The sequence below is a fragment of the Kitasatospora misakiensis genome (assembly GCF_042656005.1).
Taxonomy (GTDB): Bacteria; Actinomycetota; Actinomycetes; order Streptomycetales; family Streptomycetaceae; genus Kitasatospora; species Kitasatospora misakiensis.
This window is the reverse complement of record NZ_JBHSOF010000040.1, coordinates 41411-57312: the sequence shown is the minus strand read 5'-3', so window position 1 is coordinate 57312 and position 15902 is coordinate 41411. Positions and strand designations below refer to the sequence as shown.

General features: G+C 73.5%; 16 protein-coding genes. 13 read left to right on the top strand and 3 right to left on the bottom strand.

The window, feature by feature from the left end; translation table 11 throughout:
* Nucleotides 1-106 precede the first annotated feature (106 nt).
* Complete coding sequence (locus ACFP3U_RS26345; protein WP_380228152.1) at nucleotides 107-295, top strand: I78 family peptidase inhibitor; 189 nt, start codon at nucleotides 107-109, stop codon at nucleotides 293-295.
* Here the strand turns inward: ACFP3U_RS26345 and ACFP3U_RS26340 are convergent.
* Entirely contained in the window at nucleotides 246-1112 is an 867-nt protein-coding gene (locus ACFP3U_RS26340; RefSeq protein ID WP_380228151.1) for a phosphatase PAP2 family protein, read from the bottom strand. The genes ACFP3U_RS26345 and ACFP3U_RS26340 overlap by 50 nt on opposite strands.
* A 233-nt stretch (nucleotides 1113-1345) precedes the next feature.
* Nucleotides 1346-2113, bottom strand: coding sequence for a 3-oxoacyl-ACP reductase FabG (fabG, locus tag ACFP3U_RS26335; RefSeq protein WP_380228150.1), 768 nt, complete (start codon nucleotides 2111-2113; stop codon nucleotides 1346-1348).
* Nucleotides 2114-2727: 614 nt separating this feature from the next.
* Between fabG and ACFP3U_RS26330 the strand changes: the two genes are divergently transcribed.
* Nucleotides 2728-3528 (top strand): MarR family winged helix-turn-helix transcriptional regulator, encoded by an 801-nt coding sequence (locus ACFP3U_RS26330; RefSeq protein ID WP_380228149.1) that lies wholly within the window; start codon nucleotides 2728-2730, stop codon nucleotides 3526-3528.
* 225 nt (nucleotides 3529-3753) lie between these two features.
* On the opposite strand, the gene ACFP3U_RS26325 is transcribed toward ACFP3U_RS26330, so the two are convergent.
* A complete protein-coding gene (locus ACFP3U_RS26325) occupies nucleotides 3754-4617 on the bottom strand; it encodes an aldo/keto reductase (protein WP_380228148.1) in 864 nt (287 codons plus the stop codon).
* A 309-nt stretch (nucleotides 4618-4926) separates the two neighbouring features.
* Here ACFP3U_RS26325 and ACFP3U_RS26320 point away from each other — a divergent pair, with 309 nt between their 5' ends.
* The 11 genes from ACFP3U_RS26320 to ACFP3U_RS26270 all read left to right on the top strand — a co-directional run bounded on the left by ACFP3U_RS26320 (nucleotide 4927) and on the right by ACFP3U_RS26270 (nucleotide 15877).
* On the top strand, nucleotides 4927-6705 hold the full coding sequence (locus ACFP3U_RS26320; RefSeq protein WP_380228147.1) for an ABC transporter transmembrane domain-containing protein: 1779 nt from the start codon (nucleotides 4927-4929) through the stop codon (nucleotides 6703-6705).
* Nucleotides 6706-6802: 97 nt separating this feature from the next.
* Nucleotides 6803-8575, top strand: a complete 1773-nt coding sequence (locus tag ACFP3U_RS26315) for an ABC transporter ATP-binding protein (RefSeq protein ID WP_380228146.1) — start codon at nucleotides 6803-6805, stop codon at nucleotides 8573-8575.
* A gap of 143 nt (nucleotides 8576-8718) precedes the next feature.
* A complete protein-coding gene (locus tag ACFP3U_RS26310; RefSeq protein WP_380228145.1) occupies nucleotides 8719-8964 on the top strand; it encodes a LapA family protein in 246 nt (81 codons plus the stop codon).
* A gap of 113 nt (nucleotides 8965-9077) precedes the next feature.
* Nucleotides 9078-9806 carry an amino acid ABC transporter ATP-binding protein gene (locus ACFP3U_RS26305; protein ID WP_380228172.1) on the top strand — a complete coding sequence of 243 codons (729 nt, stop codon included), beginning with the start codon at nucleotides 9078-9080 and terminating at the stop codon, nucleotides 9804-9806.
* A gap of 10 nt (nucleotides 9807-9816) precedes the next feature.
* Nucleotides 9817-10704, top strand: a complete 888-nt coding sequence (locus ACFP3U_RS26300; RefSeq protein WP_380228144.1) for a glutamate ABC transporter substrate-binding protein — start codon at nucleotides 9817-9819, stop codon at nucleotides 10702-10704.
* Between the two features lie 14 nt (nucleotides 10705-10718).
* The gene (locus tag ACFP3U_RS26295; protein ID WP_380228143.1) at nucleotides 10719-11363 is read left to right on the top strand and encodes an amino acid ABC transporter permease; all 645 of its coding nucleotides are present in this window, start codon (nucleotides 10719-10721) and stop codon (nucleotides 11361-11363) included.
* On the top strand, nucleotides 11360-12229 hold the full coding sequence (locus ACFP3U_RS26290; RefSeq protein ID WP_380228142.1) for an amino acid ABC transporter permease: 870 nt from the start codon (nucleotides 11360-11362) through the stop codon (nucleotides 12227-12229). The genes ACFP3U_RS26295 and ACFP3U_RS26290 overlap by 4 nt, the downstream gene beginning before the upstream one ends.
* Before the next feature lie 137 nt (nucleotides 12230-12366).
* On the top strand, nucleotides 12367-13281 hold the full coding sequence (locus tag ACFP3U_RS26285; protein ID WP_051769519.1) for a LysR family transcriptional regulator: 915 nt from the start codon (nucleotides 12367-12369) through the stop codon (nucleotides 13279-13281).
* Nucleotides 13282-13412: 131 nt separating this feature from the next.
* The gene (locus tag ACFP3U_RS26280) at nucleotides 13413-13979 is read left to right on the top strand and encodes a cysteine dioxygenase family protein (RefSeq protein WP_380228141.1); all 567 of its coding nucleotides are present in this window, start codon (nucleotides 13413-13415) and stop codon (nucleotides 13977-13979) included.
* Between the two features lie 7 nt (nucleotides 13980-13986).
* Nucleotides 13987-15045, top strand: coding sequence for a YeiH family protein (locus tag ACFP3U_RS26275; RefSeq protein ID WP_380228140.1), 1059 nt, complete (start codon nucleotides 13987-13989; stop codon nucleotides 15043-15045).
* Between the two features lie 130 nt (nucleotides 15046-15175).
* Complete coding sequence (locus ACFP3U_RS26270) at nucleotides 15176-15877, top strand: spermidine synthase family protein (RefSeq protein ID WP_380228139.1); 702 nt, start codon at nucleotides 15176-15178, stop codon at nucleotides 15875-15877.
* Nucleotides 15878-15902: the final 25 nt, after the last annotated feature.

Here is a 15902-nt window from a genome sequence, read left to right as displayed (position 1 = left end):
CGGTCACCTCCCGGTCCGGGCCGCGCGTCGGGCGTCGGGCGCGGCGGGTTCGTACAGGCGGTCTACCATTCCAGCGTACGTCCGTTGGGCGAGCCGGGGAGGGGCGATGACGGACACGGATGCGGAGGGTTACGCGGGGCTGCGGGTCGAGCGGGCCGAGGAGCTGGCGCGCCGGCACGGCTGGGCCTCGGTGCGGGTGCTGGCGCCGGGGGCCGCGATGACCATGGACTACCGGGAGGGGCGGCTCAACCTCGCGGTGCGCGACGGGGTGGTGGTACGCAGCTGGGAGGGGTAGCACCGGCCTCCCGGCGCCCGGCCGGGGCGGTGCTCCGGCGCCCGGCCGTGGTGGTGCTCCGTCGTCCGGCCGCAGTGGTGCTCCGGCGGCGGACGAGCCGTCGCTCGGCGGCGAGCACCAGGGGTTCGAGCAGCGGGAGCGAGAGCAGCACGAGCAGCCCGGCGGCCCAGCCGGCCAGCACGTCGGTCACCCAGTGGGTGCCGAGATAGACGGTGGTGAGGCCAACCGACCACGCGGTGGCACCGGCGAGCAGCGCGCCGGTGCGCCGCCAGCGGCCCGCCAGGTAGGCGAGGGCGCCCCAGGTGACCACGGCGTTCGCGGTGTGGCCGGACGGGAATATGGTGCCCCCCGAGAAGAGCTCCGGGGACCCGACGTAATGCGCGTAGTGCGGGCCGAGTCGGCCGGTGACCACCTTGACCCCGCCGACCGTCAGGTTGAGCAGTAGCAGGGCGGCGCCCATCACCAGCAGCGGCCGGATCCGGCCCAGTCGGAGGGCGCGCCAGCCGAGCCAGGCGAAGGCGGCCAGTGCGGAGGGGCCGCGCTGGCCGGCCACCACCCAGGTGTCGAGCAGCGGGTGGGGGCCGGGCCAGCGTTCATAGGGCCGGACCAGCCGGATCTTCCAGTCGAGATCGACCAGCGCGGTGTCGAGCAGGACGGCCGCGACGACGAGCAGGTAGCCGAGCGCGGTCAGGGCCAGCAGCGCGGTCAGGCGGGGGGAGAGGGGTGGCCGGGCGGGCGCGCGGTGGGTGGGACGCGGGCGCTCACGGCGGGTGGTCGGGGGCTCCGGGCGGCCCGGGCGTTCACTCGGCGCTTGCACGGCGGTGACCATACCCACCGCCCCCGGGTCATTCGCGGCGTAATTCGGAATTCCTCGGCATAGGCGTTCGGTGATCGCGGAACGGCTGTTTCCGGAGGCTCCGACGGCGTTTTCGGATCGAATGCCCGTATGGTGTTCGTGTGCCTTTTCCACATCCTGGATGAAAAGGCGCGGGGTGGGAGACCGGTCGAGCCGGTTCCCACCCCGTGGTAACCCTGTGTAGGTCCGGTGGTTCAGTCGAGCGGACCGCCGGCCACGTAGACCACCTGACCCGAGACGAAGCCCGCGCCCTCGCCGGCGAAGAACGAGATGGTGTGCGCCACGTCCTCCGGCACGCCGACCCGCTGCACCGGGATCTGGGTGGCCGCGGCGGCCTTGAAGTCCTCGAAGTCCATGCCCACCCGGGCCGCGGTGGCGGCGGTCATGTCGGTGGCGATGAAGCCGGGGGCGACCGCGTTGGCGGTGATGCCGAACTTGCCGAGCTCGATGGCCAGGGTCTTGGTGAAGCCCTGCAGGCCGGCCTTGGCGGCGGAGTAGTTGGCCTGGCCGCGGTTGCCCTGGGCGGAGGAGGACGACAGGTTGACGATCCGTCCGAAACCGGCGTCGACCATGTACTTCTGGACGGCCCGGGTCATCAGGAACGCGCCGCGCAGGTGCACGTTCATGACCGTGTCCCAGTCGGATTCGGTCATCTTGAAGATCAGGTTGTCGCGCAGCACGCCCGCGTTGTTGACGAGGACGACCGGAGCGCCGAGTTCCGCGACGATCCGGTCGACCGCGGCCTGCACCTGGTCGGCGTCCGAGACGTCCGCGCCGACCGCGATGGCCCGGCCGCCGGCGGCGGTGATCCGCTCGACGGTCTCCCGGCCGGCCGACTCCTCCAGGTCGAGGACGGCGACGGCGTAGCCGTCGGCGGCCAGGCGGACGGCGGTGGCGGCGCCCAGGCCGCGTGCGGCGCCGGTGACGACGGCGACCCGGGGCGTGGTGGTCTGCTCGGTCATGCTCGGTCTCGTCTCTCTCTCGGAGGTCCGCGGACGTCGATGCGAGTCCGCGGATGGCGCTCGGGTGTCGCTCGGGGGTCGCCGCGGTGACCGGCCGGACGCGGTTCCGTTCCGCGCCGGGGCACTCAGGGAACTCCCAGGAACCGTACGGCGGGCTCTCGGGTTCCGCCGGGCAGGTCCGGAGGGCGGATCCGCCCGGGTGGCCATACCCTACCGGCGAGTAGGGAGCGCGGCCAGGGCGAAGGCGCAGGTGACCGAGGGTAAGGACCGACCGGTCGGCTTTCTCCTGCGAACGGGTTACCGGTGGGTCGGCGCGGCGAGTAAATATGCCAATGTTGCCGAACCTGCGTCTACTATCCGCCCCTGCCTGCCAGCGAGGGCCTGCCGTTTGTATAGTGTCCGCCAGCAGCCACCGGCTGCACGGCTGGAGCGCCCTCCCTCACAGCGGGACGCCCACTCGCCGTTACTGCCCCACCCGGGTGTCCCACACACACCGGGTGTGACATCGGGACGGATACATGGTGCTGGGGGAGATCCCGACGACCCGCGTGTCCGCGCGACTGCAGCAGTCGCCCGGACACCTCATCCGCGTTGCACAGCAGGTCCACACCCGGTTGTGGTCCGAACATGTCGGGGCCGATCTCACGGCCCCGCAGTTCGCGGTCCTGCTGGTTCTCGCCCTCGAACCGGGCGCCGACCAGCGGACCGTCGGCGAGCGTGCTTCGCTCGACAAGGCCACGATGGCCGAGATGGTCGCCCGGCTGGTCCGGCGCGGCCTGGTGCTGCGGCGCCGAGACCCGGCCGACGGCCGGCGCAAGCTGCTCGCTCTCTCGCAGAGCGGTGCCCAGGCTGTCCGCGAGGCCACCGGCGGAGTGGTCCGCGTGCAGCGCACGCTGTTCGAGCCGCTGACCCCGGAGGAGCAGCTGGAGATCGTCCGTGTGATGGCCAAGATAGCCAGACTGGAGCCGGCCCAGGTCGCCGTCCTGACGGACGCGCGACCGATGCTGGACGCCCAGCGGGCGATCGGCTACCTGATCCGGGTGAGCCAGCAGGTGCACACCAAGCTCTGGTCGGAGCACGTCGGTTCGGAGCTGACGGCGCCGCAGTACGCGGTGCTGGACGCGCTCGAACTGGAGCCGGGCGCGGACCAGCGCACGGTCGGCGAGCTCGCCTCGCTGGACAAGGCCACGATGGCGGAGATGGTCAGCCGGCTGGTCCGGCGCGGCCTGGTCCAGCGTCGCCGCGACCCCTCGGACGGGCGGCGCAACCTGCTGTCGCTCTCGCCGGCGGGGCAGGACCTGCTGCACCGCTCGGCCGCGGGGGTGGCCCGGGTCCAGGGGCTGCTGCTGGCTCCGCTGGAGGAGCACGAGCACGAGGCCGCGCTCGCGCTGATCGCCAAGGCGGCCCGGCTGTAGGCGTACGCCCGGGCCGTTCGACAAAACGATTCGCCAGCCGCCCGCCGGTCGCTCCTCGGTCGTCCGCCGCTCACCCGGCGGCCGACCGTCGTCGACCGCAGGCCGCCGGCCCCGGGGCCGGTGACGGTTTCCGCTGGTCAACGCGGTGAAGGCCGCCCTCCCCGATCGGGGAGGGCGGCCTTCACCGTTGACGCGGGCGGGCGGGCGGGCGGTGCCGCCGGCCGGCTAGTTCCAGTCGAAGCCCTGCGGGTCCGGGCCGATCCGGGTGCCGGTGGCGACACCGGCGATCGCGGTGAGGTCCTCGGCGTCCAGCTCGAAGCCGGCGACGTCGAGGTTCTCCTTGATCCGCGACGGGGTGACCGACTTCGGGATCGCGACGATCCCGCTCTGCAGGTGCCAGCGGAGCACCACCTGGGCGACGGTGCGGCCGTGCTTCTCGGCGATCCGGACCAGGGCCGGCTCGCCGAGCAGGTCCTTGCCCTGGCCGAGCGGGCTCCACGCCTCGGTGGCGATGCCGTGCTCGGCGTGGAAGGCGCGCAGCTCCTCCTGCGGGAAGTACGGGTGCAGCTCCACCTGGTTCAGCGCCGGGACGAGCGAGGACTCCTCGGCCAGCCGGGTGAGCTGCTCGGTGCCGAAGTTGGAGACGCCGACCGAGCGGACCCGGCCGTCGGCGCGCAGCTGCTCCAGGGCCTGCCACACGTTGACGTAGCTGCCGTGCATCGGGCGCGGCCAGTGGATCAGGTAGAGGTCGAGGTACTCCAGGCCGAGCCGCTCCAGCGAGGCGTCGAACTCGCGGAGCACCGCGTCGCGGCCCTGCTCGCCGGACCAGTCGCGGGTGCCGGAGTTCCACAGCTTGGTGGTGATGTAGAGGTCCTCGCGGGCGACGCCGCCGGCCAGGGCCTCGGCGATCGCCTTGCCGGTGCCGGTCTCGTTCTCGTAGATCGCGGCGGTGTCGATGGACCGGTAGCCCACCTCGATCGCGGTGCGGACGGCGGCGGTGGCCTCCGCGTCCGGGACCTGCCAGACGCCGAAGCCGAGCTGGGGGATCAGGGTGCCGTCGTTGAGCTTGACGCTCGGGATGTTGCTCACGGAAGGAGTGCCCTCTCCTGGTCGTCCATGTGGTTCCGATGGCGCAACCGGCGGGGTGGCCGGAATTGTTCCCCGGTCCGGGAAAATTTTCCGACGCGCGCTACCGGCGCACGCAGAAGCCTACGGGGTCGGGGCGGGGCGGCGGTGTGGCCGACCGGACCGCCGGAAAACCTGTTGCGCAGGTCACACTCGGGTTGGCAGGCTCGCTGCCATGGCCTCCTGACCGACCCTCCTGACCGACCCTCCGCCGTGACCATACCGGCCGCCCCTCGCGCCCTCCGTCCGCACCGCCCCCCCCAACGGAGCGTCATGCTGCTCAAAACCCTCCCCCTGGCCGATCCCGGCCGACCTGACCTCTCCTCCCCGCTCGCCTTCCTGCGCTGGCTCCAGCGCGGGCAGCGGCGCGGGCAGGTGCTCGCCACCTGCTGGGCGCTGCTGGAGATGGGGTGTCAGGCGGCCCTGCCGGTGCCGGTCGGCCTCGGCGTCCAGGCCGTCGTGGACGGCGACTCCGGCGCCCTGTGGCGGGCCGGCGCGCTCGCCCTCGCGCTGGCCGCGGTCTCCGCGGTCGGCACCGTCCTGCTGCACCGTCAGGCGGTCTGGAACTGGATCCACGCCGCCAGCCAGGTACGGCAGCTGGTGGCCCGTCAGGCCTCGCACCTCGGCTCCGGGCTGTCCCGGCGGATCGCCACCGGCGAGATCGTCGCGGTCGGCAGCGGGGACGTCGAGAAGATCGGCTGGTACGTCGAGCTCGTCGCCCGGCTGCGCGGGGCGATCGTCGTCTGGCTGGCGGTGAGCGCCGCGGTGCTGGCCACCGAGCCGGTGCTCGGGCTGGCCGTGCTGCTCGGCGTGCCGGCCCTCGCCGCCTCGGTCTGGCCGCTGCTCGGACCGTTCGAACGCCGCTACACCGCGCAGCGCGCCCTCGGCGGCAAGGCCACCGAGCTGGCCGCCGACACGGTGGCCGGGCTCCGGGTGCTGCGCGGGATCGGTGGCGAGGAGCTCTTCCTCGACCGCTACCGCGAGGCCTCCCAGAAGGTCCGGGCGGCCGCCGTCCGCTCGGCCCGGATCTGGTCCCTGATGCAGGCGCAGCAGGTGCTGCTGCCGGGGCTGTTCGTGGTCGGCATCACCTGGTACGGCGCCCGGCTGGCGGCCGACGGGCGGATCTCGGTCGGCACCCTGGTCGCGGTCTACGGCGCGACGGCCTTCCTCGCCGCGCCGCTGCGGATCCTCGGCGAGGCCGCGCACGCCTGGAGCGTCGCCCGGGTCTCGGCGGGGCGCGCCGTCCGGGTGCTCGCGCTCGCCCGTACGGAGGGCGCCGGGACCGGCCGGCTCGCCGACCCGGCGCGCTCCGACCTGTACGACCCGGTCACCGGGCTGACCGCCCGGGCCGGTGAGCTGACCGCGGTGGTCTGCGGCGACCCGGACCTCGCCGGCGCGCTGGCCGAGCGGCTCGGCGGGCACGTCCCGGTGGCCGAGGGCGGTCGGCCGGAGCCCTCCGTCCGGCTCGGCGGCACCGAGCTGGACACCGTCCCGCTGGCCGAGGCGCGGGCCGCGGTGCTGGTGCACGACAAGGAGCCGGTGCTGCTCTCCGGCACCCTGGCGGCGCTGTTCGAGATCCCCGCCTCCGGCCGGGTCGACCCCGCCGCGGCGCTCGCCGCGGCCCGCGCGGAGGACGTGCTCGACGCCCTGGTGGACGGCATGGCGGGCCTGGTGGGGCGCGGCGAGGTGATGCGGGCGGAGATCACCGAGCGGGGGCGCTCGCTGTCCGGCGGGCAGCGCCAGCGGCTGGCCCTGGCCCGGGCGCTGCTGGCCGACCCGCCGGTGCTGGTGCTGGACGAGCCGACCAGCGCGGTCGACGCGCACACCGAGTCCCGGATCGCCACCGGGCTGCGGAAGAACCGCGAGGGGCGCACCACGGTGGTCCTCGCGACCAGCCCGCTGCTGCTCGACCTGGCGGACCGGGTGGTGCTGGTCCGGGACGGCCGGGTGGCCGCGGCCGGCTCCCACCGCGAGCTGATGCGCGACGAACCGGCCTACCGGGCGGTGGTCACCCGCGAGGAGGAGCCGGCGCCGGTGGGGGAGCGGCCGTGAGGCGCCGCCGCCCGTCCGGTGCGCCGGCGGCCCGGTCCGCCCGGTCCGCCCGGTCGGGGTACGACCAGTCGAAGCACGACCAGCCGAGGAGTGACGCATGAAGCCCCCCGTCCATCAGGAGCAGGGGCCGGCCACCACCCTGCCGGTCGGCTCCCCGGCCGCCGTGCGCGGCTACCTGCGGGTGCTGGCCAGGCGCCACCGCGGCGCCTTCTCGGCGGTGGTCGGCCTGCACACGGTGGCCACCGTGGCCGGGCTGGTCGGTCCGTGGGTGCTCGGCACCCTCGTCGAGTCGCTGGCCACCGGGACCGTCGGGTCCACCATCACGGTGGCCGTGGCCTGGTACCTGCTCGCGCTGGCGGTGCAGTCCGCGTTCACCTGGTGGTCGCGGCTGCGCGGCGCGGTGCTCGGCGAGCGGGTGCTGGCGGACCTGCGGGAGGACTTCCTGGTCCGCTCCGTGGCGCTGCCGACCGGCGTCCTGGAGCGGGCCGGGACGGGCGACCTCGTCTCCCGCGGCACCACCGACATCGACCGGCTGGACAAGTCGGTGCGCGAGGCGGTGCCGGAGCTGGCCGTGGCGATCGTCTCGCTGCTGCTGGTGCTCGGCGCGCTGGTGGTCACCTCGCCGCTGCTCGCGGTCACCGCGCTGTTCGGTCTGCCGCTGCTGCTGGCCTCCTCCCGCTGGTACTTCCGGCGGGCCCCGCAGTCCTACCGGAACGAGTCCGCCGGATACGCGGCGGTGAACTCCGTGCTGGCCGAGACGGTGGACGCTGGCCGGACGGTCGAGACGCTGCGGCTCGGCGAGGAGCGGGTCCGGCTGACCGACCGCAAGCTGGCGGAGTGGATCGCCTGGGAGCGGTACACGCTCTGGCTGCGCTCGGCCTGGTTCCCGACCATCGACGCGGTGTACACCCTGGCGGTGCTCGGTCCGCTGGTGCTCGGCGGGCTGTTCGCCCTGCGGGGCTGGATCACCGTGGGCCAGCTGACCACCGGGGTGCTGTACGCCCAGGCGCTGGTGGCGCCGGTCGATCTGATCCTGCGCTGGTACGACGAGCTGCAGATCGGTCAGGCCTCGCTGGCCCGGCTGGTCGGTGTGCACGAGGTGCCCGAGGCGGAGAACGACGAGGAGGCCCGGCCGGACGGGCGGCGGGTCGAGGCGCGGGACGTGCGCTTCGGCTACCGGGAGGGCGCCGATGTGCTGCACGGCATCAGCCTGGACGTCGCCCCGGGCAGCCGGGTCGCGCTGGTCGGGCCGTCCGGGGCGGGCAAGTCCACCCTGGGCCGGCTGCTGGCCGGGATCTACGCGCCCGGCCGGGGCAGCGTGACCCTCGGCGGGGCGGCGCTGTCCCGGATGCCGGCCGAGCGGGTGCGCTCCGAGGTGGCGCTGGTCAACCAGGAGCACCACGTCTTCGTCGGGACGCTCCGGGACAACCTGCTGCTGGCCGCGCCCGGGGCGGACGACGCCGAGCTGCGCGGGGCGCTGGACGCGGTGGACGCCGGGGAGTGGGTGGACGCGCTGTCGGCCGGGCTGGACACCGAGGTCGGCTCCGGCGGCGCCGCGCTGACGCCGCCGCAGGCCCAGCAGTTGGCGCTGGCCCGGTTGGTGCTGGCGGATCCGCACACCCTGGTGCTGGACGAGGCCACCTCGCTGCTGGACCCGCGGGCCGCCCGGCACCTGGAGCGTTCGCTCTCCCGGGTGCTGGAGGGCCGTACGGTGATCGCCATCGCGCACCGGCTGCACACCGCGCACGACGCGGACGTGATCGCGGTGGTCGAGGGCGGGCGGATCAGCGAGTACGGCAGCCACCCCGAGCTGGTGGCGGCCGGCGGCCCGTACGCGGCGCTGTGGCGCTCCTGGCGGGACGAGCGCTGAGGAATGTGAGGGCTGTGGTGAAGGGGTGTGGTGCTGACGGAGGGTGATGGGAGGTAAACCCGCGCGGGGAGGGGTTGCCCCGTGCGGGTTACTCCCGGGCGCGTAGTCGGGCAAACCCTCCCATGCGCCCGCAGACTGCACGGGTGACCAAGATTTCGGACGGCTCCTCCGGTGCCAAGCGCAGTGAGATCGGCGGGATTCCCACCCGGTACATCGGGATCGGCGTCATCGTCGTCCTCGCGGTGTGGTTCCTGTTCGCCAACCTGGACAAGGTGAAGATCCAGTTCTGGGTGTTCACCGTGACCGCTCCGCTCTGGATCGCCCTGCTGGCCACCCTGCTCGCCGGTGGCGCACTGGGCTGGCTGCTGAAGGGGCGGCAGGGCCGGTGAGCGCCACCGAACCGCCGTCCCCGCCTGAGCCGTCCCCGCCTGAGCCGTCCCCGCCCGAGCCGCCCCCGGACGCCGTCCCGGCCCCGGGCCCCGGGGCCGGCGGCTTCACCCCGCTGATCGAACTGCGCGGCGTCAACAAGCACTTCGGGGCGCTGCACGTCCTGCGGGAGATCGAGCTGACGGTCGGCCGGGGCGAGGTCGTGGTGGTGATCGGGCCGTCCGGCTCCGGGAAGTCCACGCTCTGCCGGGCCGTCAACCGGCTGGAGCCGATCGAGTCGGGCACCATCCTGATCGACGGCGAACCGCTGCCCGCCGAGGGCAAGGGGCTGGCGCGGCTGCGGGCCGAGGTCGGGATGGTGTTCCAGTCCTTCAACCTGTTCGCGCACAAGACCGTGCTGCAGAACGTCTCGCTGGCGCAGATCAAGGTGCGCGGGCGGGCCAGGGCGGAGGCCGAGGCGAAGTCCCGGGCGCTCCTGGAGCGGGTCGGGCTCGCCGACCAGGCGGACAAGTACCCGGCCCAGCTCTCCGGGGGCCAGCAGCAGCGGGTGGCGATCGCCCGGGCGCTGGCGATGGACCCGAAGGCGCTGCTCTTCGACGAGCCGACCTCGGCGCTCGACCCGGAGATGATCAACGAGGTGCTGGACGTGATGCGCCAGTTGGCGCACGAGGGCATGACCATGGTGGTGGTGACCCACGAGATGGGCTTCGCCCGGGCCTCCGCCAACCGGGTGGTCTTCATGGCCGACGGCCGGATCGTCGAGGACCGCGCGCCGGAGGAGTTCTTCAGCGCCCCGGAGAGCGAGCGCGCCCGGGACTTCCTCTCCAAGATCCTGAAGCACTGAGGCCCGGCCCGTGAAGAAGATCGTGACCCTCGCGGCGGCCGCCCTGCTGCTGGCCGGCTGCGGCAAGGAGGGCACCCCGCCGCCCAAGGGACCGCAGCCCAGCGCGCTGCCCAGCTACCAGGTGGTGACCGGGAGCCCGGTCACCGGTTCGTCGACCCTGGACGGCGCCCGCGCCCGCGGGCACCTGGTGGTCGGCGCCAAGGAGGACCAGCCCTACCTCGGCCAGAAGAACCCGGCCACCGGGGTGTACTCCGGCTTCGACATCGAGATCGCCAAGATGGTCGCCGCTGACCTCGGCTTCGGCCCGGACCGGATCGAGTTCCGGACCATCGCCTCGGCCAACCGCGAGACCGCGCTGCAGAACGGCCAGGTCGACTACTACGTCGGCACCTACACCATCAACGACAACCGCAAGAAGCTGGTCGGCTTCGCCGGGCCGTACTACCTGGCCGGGCAGTCGCTGCTGGTGCGCAAGAGCAACAAGGACATCAACGGGCCGCAGGACCTGGACGGCAAGACGGTCTGCTCGGCGGCCGGCTCCACCCCGTACCAGCGGATCCAGAAGCAGTACCCGAAGGCCAAGCTGATCGGCTACGACACCTACTCGGCCTGCGTGGACAACCTGATCACCTCCCAGGTGGACGCCGTCACCACGGACAACACCATCCTCATGGGCTACGCGGCCAAGGTGCCGGACGAGCTCAAGGTGGTCGGGCCGCTGTTCTCCGAGGAGCCGTACGGGATCGGCACGCCCAAGAACGACACCGTGCTGCGCGGCGCGCTCAACGACGCGCTGGCGCACCACGAGGAGAACGGCGACTGGAAGAAGGCGTACGACGCGACTCTCGGCCTGTCCGGGATCCCCGCGCCCACCCCGCCGCCGATCGACCGGTACTGAGGGAAGGCCGGGCTGTGAAAACGCTGACCGACAACTGGTCGACCTACTGGGAGGGCTTCCTCGGAACCCTCTCGCTGTTCGCGGTGAGCGCGGTGCTGTCACTGGTGCTCGGGGTGCTGATGGCGAGCTTCCGGGTCTCGCCGGTGAAGCCGCTGCGGGTGTTCGGCACCACCTGGGTGACGCTGCTGCGCAACACCCCGCTGACCCTGCTGTTCTTCATCGTGGTGCTGGGCCTGCCGCGCTTCGACATCACCCTGCCGTTCTTCACCTTCGCGGTGCTCGCGCTCGGCTGCTACACCTCGGCGTTCGTCTGCGAGGCGATGCGTTCGGGCGTGAACACCGTGCCGGCCGGCCAGGGCGAGGCGGCGCGCAGCCTGGGCATGACCTTCGGCCAGACGATGGGGCTGGTGGTGCTGCCGCAGGCCTACCGGTCGGTGGTGGCCCCGATCGGCAGTGTGATGATCGCGCTGGCGAAGAACACCGCCATCGCCGGCTCGTTCAGCGTCACCGAACTGCTCGGCACCTACCGGACCATCAACGAGCTCGGCTACAGCATCGTCTGGACCTTCGTCTGGATCGCCGTCGGCTACCTGATCATCACCCTGGCCGTCAGCGCCGTCTTCAACCTGCTGGAACGACGAGTGGCGGTCTCGCGATGACGGTGGAATCCTCGGCGCTCTACGACGTCCCCGGCCCGAAGGCGCTCGCCCGGCACCGGCTGTACGGCGGGCTCGCGCTGCTGGCGATCGCCGCGCTGGTCGGCTGGATCGTCTACATGCTCTTCCACACCCAGCAGTTCACCGAGTCCAAGTGGATGGCCTTCGAGTACAAGGGCGTCCAGGAGCTGTTGCTGCGCGGGCTCGGCAACACCCTCAAGGCCTTCGGCTGGACGGTGCTCTTCGCGCTGCCGTTCGGCGCGCTGTTCGCCGCCGGGCGGCTCTCCGACCACCGGGTGGTGCGCTGGCTGTCCACCCTGGTGGTGGAGTTCTTCCGGGCCATGCCGCTGCTGGTGATGATCTTCTTCATCTTCGTCGCGCTCAAGGTCGCCCCGCTGTGGGCGCTGGTGGCCGGGCTGGTGCTCTACAACGGCTCGGTGCTCGCCGAGGTGTTCCGGGCCGGCGTGCTGGCGGTGCCCAAGGGGCAGAAGGAGGCGGCCTTCGCGCTCGGCATGCGCAAGACCCAGGTCATGGCGTACGTCCTGGTGCCGCAGGCCAACCGGGCGATGCTGCCGGCCATCATCAGCCAGCTGGTGGTGGCGCTCAAGGACACCTCGCTGGGCTTCCTGATCACCTACGAGGAGTTCCTGCACGCGGGCAAGCTGATCGCCACCAACCTGGACTACGACCTGCCGTTCATCCCGGTGGTGATGGTGATCGCGCCGATCTACATCGGTATGTGTCTGCTGCTCTCCTGGTTCGCCCGCTGGGTCGAGCGGCGCAGCCGGCGGAGCCCGAGCGTGCGGGGCGGGGCTCCGGTGGTCAGTGCCGAGGTGCCGATGGGACTGCCGCCGGCCGCGCAGCAGTGACCCGGGCCCGGGGTCGGCGGGGACCGGAGGGGTGCCCGGTTCGTGGGTGAACCATAGGTGCGAACGAGGACTGGCCCGGTACCTCCAAACTCTGCTTATGATTGCCCGGCAGTGGCACAGCGGCCGGGCGGAGGACAGTGGAGCCGGTATTCGACTCGCGGCACATCCGGACCTTCCACGAGGTCGTCCGGGCCGGCTCCTACTCGGCGGCCGCCCGGGAACTCGGCTACACCCAGCCCGCCATCACCCAGCAGATGAAGGCCCTGGAACGCACCGTCGGCCTGCCGCTGTTCACCCGGGCCGGGCGCGGACTGCGGCTCACCGAGGCCGGCGAGGCGCTCTCCCGGCACGCCGAGCAGATCCTCGGCAGCCTCTCCGCCGCCCAGCAGCAGCTCGCCGCGCTGGCCCGGCTGCGCGCCGGACGCGTCCGGGTCTGCGCGTTCCCCAGCGCCAACGCCACCCTGATACCGGAGACGATGGCCCGGCTGCTCGCCGAGCACCCCGGCGTCCGGGTCGAACTCCTGGAGGCCGAGCCGCCCGACTCCGTGCAGCGGCTGCTGCGCGGTGAGTGCGACATCGCGCTGGCCTTCCGCTATCCCGGCGCACCCGCCGAGGTGCCGCCGGAGCTGGACGAGATCCCGCTGATGGAGGACCTGCTGACCGTGCTGCTGCCGGTCGGGCACCCGCTCGGGCGTCGGCACGCCGTCCGGCTGGCCGACCTCGACGGCGAGCGGTGGATCGCCGGCTGCCCGCGCTGCCGGGCCAACCTGCTGCACGTCTGCGCGGAGGAGGGCTTCGCGCCGGACATCGTGTTCTCCACCGACGACAACCTCGCCGTGCAGAGCCTGGTCGCCGCCGGGGTCGGGATCGCGCTGATGCCCGCGCTGGTGCTCTCCTTCATGTGCCACCGCAAGGTCACCGGCCGGGCCGTGGAGCCGCACCTGCGCCGGCAGGTCAGCGCGTACGTGCTCCGCGAGCACCGGCGGATCCCCGCCACCGCCCTGGTCCTGGACCATCTGCGGCAGGCCGCCGCCGCCCGCGTCGGCTGCTGACCCGGGGTCGGCCGGCGCTCCGACCCCGGGCCGCCGGGCGCCGACCCGGGCCCGATCGATAAGCGGTGGTTGGGGGAGAGCGAAAGAACCCTCCTTGGACGTGATAGGTCGCGCGGGGCGACCCTACAGCCATGACAACGTCAGCCACGGTCGGCAGCGGCCGGCTCACCGAGCGTATGACCGCCCTCGTCGGCGAGATCCGCGCGGTCGTGGACCGCGGCCTGCCGCCGGAACTCACCGCCTACCTGGTCGGCGAGCGCCTCGCCCCGCACCTCGGCGACGGTGAGCTGCTCACCGCCGAACAGCGCGAGGGCGACGCGGACCGCTACCGCCAGCACGTTCTGCACGCCGAGGGCGACGGCTCCTTCTCGGTGGTCGCCCTGGTCTGGCTGCCCGGCCAGCGGACCCCGATCCACGACCACGTCTCCTGGTGCGTGGCCGGCGTCCACCAGGGCCAGGAGAGCGAGACCCGCTACCGGCTGGTCTCCGACGGCCCCACCGCCCACCTGGTCGAGACCGAGCACGTGGTCGGCCCGGCCGGCACCGTCGCCGCGTTCGCCCCGCCCGGCGACATCCACCTGGTCCGCAACGCCTGCGGCTCCACCGCCATCTCCATCCACGTGTACGGCGCCGACGTCTCCCGGCTCGGCACCAGCATCCGGCGCGTCTACCGGCTGCCGGCCGGCGACCAGCGGTGAGCCCCGCATGGCACTGATCCTCCGGGACCGCGAGGTGCGGCCGGTCCGCACCCGCGCCCTGCCCCCGCTCGGCGGCGACGCCCCCGGCCTGCTGCTCGCCGCGCTCGGCGTCGCCGCCGCGCTCGCCGTCCACCAGGCCGTACCCGCCGTGCCCAAGCTCACCGCCGCCGTCGTGCTCGGCGTCGCCGCCGCGCACCTGCCCGGCCTGCGGCCGGTGGTCCGCGGCGTCGCCCGGCCCGGGCTCTCCACCGCCGGCAAGCGGCTGATGCGGATCGGCATCGTGCTGCTCGGCCTCAAACTGAGCCTCGACGACGTGCTCGGCCTCGGCTGGGCCACCGTCGCCATGGTGCTCGCCGTGGTCTCCGCGACCTTCGCCGGCACCTGCTGGCTCGGGCGGCGGCTCGGACTGCCCGGCGACCAGCCGCTGCTGGTCGCCACCGGCTACTCGATCTGCGGCGCCTCGGCGATCGGCGCGGTCAGCCAGGCCGCCGGCAGCGAGGAGGAGGACGTCGCCGCCTCCGTCGCGCTGGTCACCCTCTGCGGGACCCTGGCGATCGCCGTCCTGCCGCTGCTCCAGCACCCGCTCGGGCTGGACCCGAGCGGCTTCGGGCGCTGGGTCGGCGCCAGCGTGCACGACGTCGGGCAGGTGGTCGCCACCGCGCAGACCGGCGGCGCGGGCGCGCTGCGCGAGGCGGTGCTGGTCAAGCTGATGCGGGTGGTCCTGCTGGCCCCGCTGGTCGCCGGTGTCGCGGTGGCCGCCCGGCGCGCGCGCCGCCGGGCCGGCACCGGGCCGGTGGACGGGAAGCGGCCGCCGCTGCTGCCGCTGTTCGTCGCCGGGTTCCTGGCCATGATCGCGCTGCGCACCACCGGGGTGCTGCCCGAGCGGGCCCTCACGCTCGCCGGGGACGCCCAGGAGCTGCTGCTCGCGGCCGCCCTCTTCGGGCTCGGCAGCGCCGTCCACCTGCCGACCATGGTGCGCACCGGCGGCCGGATCGCGCTGCTCGGTCTGGGCTCCTGGGTGGTGGTGGCGGGGGTGTCGTACGCCGGAGTGCTGATCACCACGTAAATCGGCGGCCGGCCGGGGGCGGCTCGGCTATCGTCGGGCGGGTGGTCCGGTCCGTCGGCCCCAGGTCCGGGGTCCGTCGCCGACCGTTCCGCGCGTCCGTGTCCCCGACCACCGCGGAGGAATCCACCGCATGAGCACCGCACTGCCCGAACGGGACGGTTTCGCCGCCGTCGTCACGCTCGACCGGCGCGAGGGCCCTGGCGGCGAGGTGGTGCTGCGGCAGCGCGGCAGACACTACGAGATCATCGTCAACGGCTGCTTCCTGATGGACACCGTCGACGGGCGCTCCGAGCGGCTGCTGGTCGGGGCGGCGCTGGACGAGTTGGACCGGACCGGTCCGTCGGCGCGGCCGTCCGTGCTGATCGGCGGGCTCGGGGTCGGCTTCTCGCTGGCGCACGCGGTGGCCGAGCCGCGCTGGGGGCGGATCGCCGTGGTGGAGCGCGAGAGCGCGATCATCGCGTGGCACCGCGGCGGCCCGCTGGCCGGGTTCTCGGCCGGGGCGCTCGACGACGAGCGGGTCGAGGTGGTCCACGCCGACCTGCTGGAGTACCTGGCCGGTTCCGACGGCGTCCGCTACGACGCGCTCTGCCTGGACATCGACAACGGGCCGGACTGGACCGTCACCGACGCGAACGCCGGGCTGTACGGCCCGGACGGGCTGGCCGTCCTGCGGCACCGGCTGGCGCCGGGCGGGGTGCTGGCGGTCTGGAGCGCGCAGCCGTCCCCGGCCTTCGAGGAGGCGCTGCGGGCGGCCGGCTTCTCGGACGTGGTCACCCATGAGATCGCGGTGGCCCGCGGGGTGCCGGACGTCGTGCACCTGGGGCGGGTCTGAGGCGCCCTGCGGGGGTCGTGCCCTG